This window comes from Corynebacterium sp. KPL2825 (genome assembly GCF_037908445.1).
GTDB classification, from domain to species: Bacteria; Actinomycetota; Actinomycetes; order Mycobacteriales; family Mycobacteriaceae; genus Corynebacterium; species Corynebacterium kefirresidentii.
In genome coordinates this window covers 215,230-221,887 of record NZ_JBBMGI010000003.1, presented here as the reverse complement: position 1 = coordinate 221,887, position 6,658 = coordinate 215,230, and the positions used below count along the sequence as shown (strand labels likewise).

At 57.2% G+C, this 6,658-nt stretch carries 6 protein-coding genes and 4 tRNA genes; all 10 read left to right on the top strand.

Annotation, left to right across the window (positions count from 1 at the left end):
- Window position 1: 1 nt before the first annotated feature.
- A tRNA-Gly gene (locus WMQ00_RS03975) sits at window positions 2-77 on the top strand.
- 30 nt (window positions 78-107) lie between these two features.
- A tRNA-Cys gene (locus tag WMQ00_RS03970) sits at window positions 108-178 on the top strand.
- A 27-nt stretch (window positions 179-205) separates the two neighbouring features.
- A tRNA-Val gene (locus tag WMQ00_RS03965) sits at window positions 206-277 on the top strand.
- 44 nt (window positions 278-321) lie between these two features.
- Window positions 322-397, top strand: a tRNA-Gly gene (locus tag WMQ00_RS03960).
- Between the two features lie 531 nt (window positions 398-928).
- Window positions 929-1,495, top strand: a complete 567-nt coding sequence (locus WMQ00_RS03955; protein ID WP_200287392.1) for a copper resistance CopC family protein — start codon at window positions 929-931, stop codon at window positions 1,493-1,495.
- Window positions 1,495-2,097 (top strand): copper chaperone PCu(A)C, encoded by a 603-nt coding sequence (locus WMQ00_RS03950; RefSeq protein ID WP_200287394.1) that lies wholly within the window; start codon window positions 1,495-1,497, stop codon window positions 2,095-2,097. Before WMQ00_RS03955 ends, WMQ00_RS03950 begins: the two co-directional genes overlap by 1 nt.
- Before the next feature lie 2 nt (window positions 2,098-2,099).
- Window positions 2,100-3,326 (top strand): Dyp-type peroxidase, encoded by a 1,227-nt coding sequence (locus WMQ00_RS03945; RefSeq protein WP_200287396.1) that lies wholly within the window; start codon window positions 2,100-2,102, stop codon window positions 3,324-3,326.
- Between the two features lie 77 nt (window positions 3,327-3,403).
- Window positions 3,404-5,467: a threonine--tRNA ligase gene (gene thrS, locus WMQ00_RS03940; protein WP_023021422.1), complete on the top strand. Its 2,064-nt coding sequence runs from the start codon at window positions 3,404-3,406 to the stop codon at window positions 5,465-5,467.
- Window positions 5,454-6,053 carry an HIT family protein gene (locus WMQ00_RS03935; RefSeq protein WP_408918441.1) on the top strand — a complete coding sequence of 200 codons (600 nt, stop codon included), beginning with the start codon at window positions 5,454-5,456 and terminating at the stop codon, window positions 6,051-6,053. The genes thrS and WMQ00_RS03935 overlap by 14 nt, the downstream gene beginning before the upstream one ends.
- Window positions 6,046-6,651, top strand: coding sequence for a phosphatidylinositol phosphate synthase (pgsA, locus tag WMQ00_RS03930; RefSeq protein ID WP_049360666.1), 606 nt, complete (start codon window positions 6,046-6,048; stop codon window positions 6,649-6,651). Before WMQ00_RS03935 ends, pgsA begins: the two co-directional genes overlap by 8 nt.
- Window positions 6,652-6,658 lie beyond the last annotated feature (7 nt).

Below are 6,658 nucleotides of genomic sequence, written 5' to 3'. Positions count from 1 at the left end.
TGCGGATGTAGCGCAGTTGGTAGCGCATCACCTTGCCAAGGTGAGGGTCGCGAGTTCGAGTCTCGTCATCCGCTCCAGCACTGTATTGTGTGAGGCGGTATCGCCACGGTGGAATGGCCGAGTGGTGAGGCAACGGTCTGCAAAACCGTGCACACGGGTTCGATTCCCGTTTCCACCTCAACTTCTTAATGCCTTCGGGCATTAAGCGCGATTAGCTCAGTGGGAGAGCGCTTCCCTGACACGGAAGAGGTCACTGGTTCAATCCCAGTATCGCGCACGAGAGTCTCTTTTTAGGCTCTGTAGCAAACTCCGGTTTGTTGTGCGGATGTAGCGCAGTTGGTAGCGCATCACCTTGCCAAGGTGAGGGTCGCGAGTTCGAGTCTCGTCATCCGCTCCATGTAGCCGCCCCAGAGACGGGGCGGCTTTTTCTTGTCTCCTTCCGTGTGCTGTGCGATACGCTTGCCTTTGAAGAGTCATAACCCAAAGCGGAGGAGGAAAGATGTCACGCGCACTAGTGGTACCGCTATTGGTTGGAGCCTGCGGCTTCGCGTCTTTTGTTTCGGGGACTGTGCTTTTCTTTATGGGCCTTACTGCGGCAGATGCGGCTGGAGGCAGTGGCAGCGGGGCGTGGCCTTTGACGCTCATCGGTGTTGGCGTCGCCCTGGTTATTTTTGCTCTGATGGTTTCTGGTCCGTTTTTTAATGCCCGGCAGGGGGAGAGGTCCTAAGGCTAGGTCCGCTGGAATTGAGTCAACTTGGCTTAAATAGTGATAAATACCTCTTTTTATTAAGGAAGCGGAACTCGAGCCCAGTTCAAGCCGACATATGACTCGACGCGCTGCTTTTGTGATTGCCGCTATGGCAAGTCGCGGGGCTAGTATGTCTGACAATTCAACTTGTGCTTTTCCAACATCACAAAGGAGCTATCTATGGGCTACCGCGTACCTTGGCTGCGCCGCACAGCCGCAGCAGTGGGCACAGCCGCACTGGTCTTGGGCGGGTCGATGCCTGCCGCATTCGCGCACGACTCCGTTATTGGCGGTTCGGTCAAAGACGGCGATCTACTCGATGAGTTCCCTAAGGAAATCACCCTTGAGTTTTCTGGCATCCCCAAAGAGGACTTCAACACCTTTGCCGTAACCAACGCCGATACCGGTGAGAAGCTCTTTAGCCAGGAACCGCAGCTCCATGAACGAGACCTCACAATTGAGACTCCTGAGGGGGTTAACCCTGGGCCGGGCAACTACCAGGTGGGTTTCCAAATCACGTCTTCGGATGGACACGCTACTCGCGGTGGTGTGGAATTTTCCGTTAAAGGTGACGGGGCCGAAAACCCCGAGGCTGGCGAGTCTGACGCGACAGACCAGGAAGCAACCGAGGGGCTGCCGATGTCGCTGAAAATCATTTTGGGCGTGGGCGGCGTTTTGGCAATTGCCGCAGTAGTTGCCCTATTTATTGGCAAGTCTCGTCGCATTGATTCGGAAGGTGAAAAATAATGTCCAAGATTTCTAGCATTGCCCTTGTGGGGTTAACTGTGGCCGGCCTTGCCCTGGCGGGTTGCTCCCCGCAGAACCAAAATGACTCCACCGAGTCGAAGGTTGATGCCACCTCCAGCGCTGCGGAGAAGTCCTCCCCCGCCGCAGCCGAGGACCTGACCTTCGAAGACGCGGTCGTGCGTGCCAACGAAGATAAAGACATGACTGCTATTTTTGGCACCTTGGTGAACCACACCGATAAGGACATCGCTATCACCGGTTTTTCCACCAGTCTTAATGCCAAGGTGAACCAGATCCATGAGACCGTCGATGGCAAGATGCAGGAAATGTCGAGCCCGTTGGTGGTCAAGGCCGGCGAGTCCCACGAACTTGCACCAGGCGGTGACCACTTCATGCTCATGGAAATGGGAAACCACATCGCTCCCGGTGAATCCCTTGACCTTAAGGTGAAGCTAGAAGGCGGCGAAGAGCTCGATCTGGGCGAGATCCAAACGCGTAGCATGCCTTCCGGGGATGAGGACTACGGCGATATGGAAGGCCACGATATGTCCCACATGGAGCACGGAGATATGTCCCACAATAAGGAAGGCCACGACCACTAACCATGTCTGGGTTCAGCAGAAGGGGATTTCTCACTGGCGCTGCGGTATCGACCAGCGCCTTCGCGTTGGCAGGCTGCAATAACCAGGGCTCTTCCCCGGATGCTGGGGCACAGGAACAGCCTGCGCTTGCCGACGCCCTCGTGGCTTTTGACGGCGAGCATCAGGCGGGCATTGCTACCGCAGAGCAGGCTCACCTGAATCTGGTGGGGTTTGACTTTAAAAGGGGCGTCGACAAGCGGGGGTTTGCCAGCCTGATGAAATTGTGGACCGAGGACGCCCGCGCGCTGTGTACGGGGGAGCCGCCGCTGGGCACCCTGGAACCGGAAATGGTGCAACAGCCCGCCAACTTGACCATCACCTGCGGTCTAGGCCAGAAGGTATTCTCCCTGCTCGGCGTGGAGAAACCACACTGGTTGGGAGATGTGCGTTCCTTTAAGCGTGATGAGCTGCAACGACAATGGGGACAAAGCGATATTGTCCTTCAGATTTGTTGCGATGACCCGTTGATGAATACTTATGCACTGCGCCACATGGTGCGAGCCGGTGAGCACTATGCCAGTGTGAAGTGGCTGCAGCAGGGATTTATTAATGCCTATGGCAGCCACGAAAAGGGCGCTACTGCGCGCAATATGTTCGGGCAAAAGGACGGCACCGTTAACCCGCGCAGCGAGGAAGATTTTGCAGCCCAAGTGTGGATCGATGAAGGGCCGAAGTGGGCGCAAGGGGGAACGGCCATGGTGGTGCGTCGCATTCGCATGAACGTGGATACGTGGGAGAAGCTGGATCGCTCCTCCCGTGAAAATGCGGTGGGCCGTAAGCTTGACACCGGCGCCCCGCTTACCGGTGAAGAAGAATTTGATGCTGCAGATTTCGATGCGGTAGATGACTACGGCTTGCCGGTGATTGATAAAAACTCGCACATGGCCGTGGCCGCGCCACCTGCTGATCATCCGGAGCAACGCATCCTACGCCGGCCGTATAACTATGAGCTGGCCCCCGATGGCAAGGATGGGCAGCTTTCCAATATCGGCCAGGTTTTCATCTGCTATCAGCAGGATCCCACCAAGCAATTCGAGCCTATCCAGGCCCGTTTGGATAAATCTGACCTGATGAATGAGTGGCTGACCCATATCGGCTCCGCTATGTATTTCTGCCCGCCGGGCACCCTCGACGCGGATGGGCGTGAATCTTGGTGGGCGAAATCGCTTTGCGAGTATGCAGGGTTGTAGAATAGCTATCCGTAAATTTAAATAGCGGACGCGGCCAGGTATGCCGCCGACGCACGAGCGCATAAAGGAGCGCGATTATGGCGGAACTCATTCCCGCAGTACCGGTCAATTACGATTCCTTCACCGTGCCCGCCGGCCAGGCCGTGGGCGCAGCAATGCGAGAGCTCAATCTTCCCAATAAGGGCCCTGAGGCTGTCGTAGTCGTTCGCGGTGAAGACGGCACTCTCTTTGATTTGTCGCACACCCCCGACACGGAATCCACCTTCACCCCGGTAGCCGCCTGCGAGGAAGACGGTCGCGCGGTAATCCGCCACTCCTGCGGCCACGTTATGGCGCAGGCCGTGCAGGCCGAATTCCCCGGCACCAAGCTGGGCATCGGCCCGGCCATTGAAAATGGCTTCTACTTCGATTTTCAAACCGCGGAGCCTTTCACCCCGGAAGATCTCAAGGCGATTGAAAAGCGCATGAAGAAGATCATTAAGGGAGGCCAGCGTTTTGAGCGCCACGTTTACGAATCCGCTGCAGAAGCGGAGCAGGCGCTTGCCGGAGAACCCTTCAAGCTCGAGCTGGTCCAGGACAAGGGCAACGTTGACCCTGACTCCGATGAGGCCGCCGAGGTTGGTTCTGGCGATCTGACCCACTATGACAACATCAACCCGCGCACCGGGGAAGTAGAGTGGTTCGACCTCTGCCGCGGACCGCACGTTCCAACCACCAAGTACATCCCGGCCTTCACGCTAACCCGCTCTTCTGCTGCATACTGGCGCGGAGATCAGTCTAAGGCTGGCCTGCAGCGCATTTACGGCACCGCTTTTGAGTCCAAGGAGGCCCTGGAGGCCTACCAGACCATGGTGGAAGAGGCTGAAAAGCGCGACCATCGCCGCTTGGGCCAAGAGCTAGACCTCTTCTCCTTCCCAGATGAGATTGGCTCCGGTTTCCCGGTATTCCACCCGAATGGTGCCACCGTGCGCATGGAGATGGAAAACCACTCTCGCAACCGCCACGTCCAGGCCGGCTATTCCTTTGTCAACACTCCGCATATCACCAAGGGTGATCTCTTCAAGAAGTCGGGCCACCTGGACTTCTACGCCGATGGCATGTTCCCGCCAATGCAGCTCGATGGCGAGTATGACGAAGAAGGCAATACCGTCAAGGAGCCGCAGGACTACTACGCCAAGCCCATGAACTGCCCGATGCACAACCTGATTTTTGCATCCCGTGGCCGTTCCTACCGCGAGTTACCGCTGCGCCTATTTGAGTTCGGCACCGTCTACCGCTACGAAAAGTCCGGCGTGGTCCACGGTCTGACCCGTGCCCGCGGCTTTACCCAGGACGACGCGCACATTTACTGCACCGAAGAACAGCTGGAAGAAGAACTCACCAAGGTCCTAGACTTCATCATCTCCTTGCTGAAGGACTATGGCCTGTCTGATTTCTACCTGGAGCTTTCCACCAAGGATCCGAATAAGTTCGTCGGTTCCGACGAGATTTGGGAGCGCTCGACTTCCATCTTGCAGTCGGTCGCGGAAAAGTCTGGCTTGGAGCTGGTACCGGACCCAGCCGGCGCCGCGTTCTACGGTCCAAAGATTTCTGTCCAGGCCCGCGATGCCATTGGCCGTACCTGGCAGATGTCTACCGTGCAATTGGACTTCAACTTGCCCGAGCGTTTCGAGCTGGAGTACACCGCTTCGGACGGAACAAAGAAGCGCCCGATCATGATTCACCGTGCGCTCTTTGGCTCCATTGAACGTTTCTTTGGTGTGCTGCTGGAGCACTACGCTGGCGCATTCCCAGCTTGGCTGGCGCCGCACCAGGTGGTGGGTATCCCGGTGGCAGATGAATTCTCCCCGCACCTTGAAGAAGTTGCCGCACAGCTGCGCCAGAAGGGAATCCGCGCCGATGTGGATACCTCCGATGACCGCATGCAGAAAAAGATTCGCAATCACACCACCGGAAAGGTCCCATTCATGCTGGTCGCCGGTGCCCGCGATGTGGAAGCCGGCGCCGTGTCCTTCCGCTTCCTAGATGGCACCCAGGTCAACGGTGTGCCAGTGAATGAGGCTGTGGAACTCATCACTGCGTGGGTCGCAGAACGCAATAACGAGCAGCCGACTGAAGAGCTCATCAGTGCCCGACGCTAAAAAGACGCGCGAGACCGAAAGCTCCGCCGCTTTCGACAATGGAGCGGTGGAGGGGACCTTCGTTGACTCAGGCGCGGGCGACCCGGACCGTCTAGAACGGCTGTGGGCACCTTATCGCATGGCTTATATAGCCAAGCGCTCTGAGGACCCCTTCGTTGCCGCCCCGCAGGGTAGCGACGAAGACGGGCTCATCATCGCCCGCGGCAAGAGCGTTTATGCATTGCTAAACCTCTTTCCGTACAACGCTGGACACCTCATGGTGGTGCCGTACCGTAAAGAATCTCAGCTTGAGAACCTAACGCAAGAGGAATCTCAAGAGCTGATGGAGTTTGCGCAAAAGGCTATCCGGGTACTCAAACGCGTCTCTCACCCAGAGGCCATTAACGTAGGTTTGAACTTGGGTCGCGCTTCAGGAGGCTCCGTGGGAGATCACCTGCACCTGCATGTGGTGCCAAGGTGGCCTGGGGATAGTAACTTTATGACTGTCCTTGATGGGACTAAGGTATTACCGCAGCTTCTGCAGGATACACGCCGCGTGCTGGCAGAAGGTTGGCGCGAGATGGAAGAGGAGGATTCGCGTGCTTAGCGTGCATGGGCGAAAGCCCGCCGCCGTGGTGGTGGAACCTATAGCGAAGGCCTTTTTAAAGCTGGGCCTGACCCCGAATGTGGTCACTATTGTGGGAACCATTGTCACCATTGCTATTTCGGTGATCCTCATTCCTACCGGTCACCTGTTTTCCGCTGCCGTATTATCCGGCCTCTTTGCCGCCTTTGACATGCTCGACGGCACCATGGCGCGTCTGACTGGCAAAGCCACCGCCTTTGGCGCGACCTTGGATGCTTCCTGCGATCGAATCACCGATGGTGCCTTGTTTAGCGCTATTGCGTGGTGGCTGATTTATTCCGCGGATTCTTCCCGCATTACGGTCATCGCTTGCTTTGTCACCTTGGTATGTTCCCAGGTCATTTCCTATATCAAGGCTAGGGGAGAGGCGTCTGGGTTCAAGATGGTCGGCGGCCTCATCGAGCGCCCTGAGCGGCTTATCTTGGGCTTGGGCGGCATTGGCCTTGAGGGCCTTGGCGTTCCGCATGCTATCGAGGTAGCGCTGTGGATCCTTGCCGTTGGCTCCATCTTCACCGTGTGCCAGCGCATGGTCATCGCTGCCCGCCAGGAGCAGCACTAGCTCGCTG

What these genes read in the sequence shown, in the direction of transcription:
- WMQ00_RS03945 (WP_200287396.1), top strand. Translation starts at nt 2,100, where the DNA reads ATGTCTGGGTTCAGCAGAAGGGGATTTCTCACTGGCGCTGCGGTATCG.
- WMQ00_RS03955 (WP_200287392.1), top strand. Translation starts at nt 929, where the DNA reads ATGGGCTACCGCGTACCTTGGCTGCGCCGCACAGCCGCAGCAGTGGGC.
- thrS (WP_023021422.1), top strand. Translation starts at nt 3,404, where the DNA reads ATGGCGGAACTCATTCCCGCAGTACCGGTCAATTACGATTCCTTCACC.
- WMQ00_RS03950 (WP_200287394.1), top strand. Translation starts at nt 1,495, where the DNA reads ATGTCCAAGATTTCTAGCATTGCCCTTGTGGGGTTAACTGTGGCCGGC.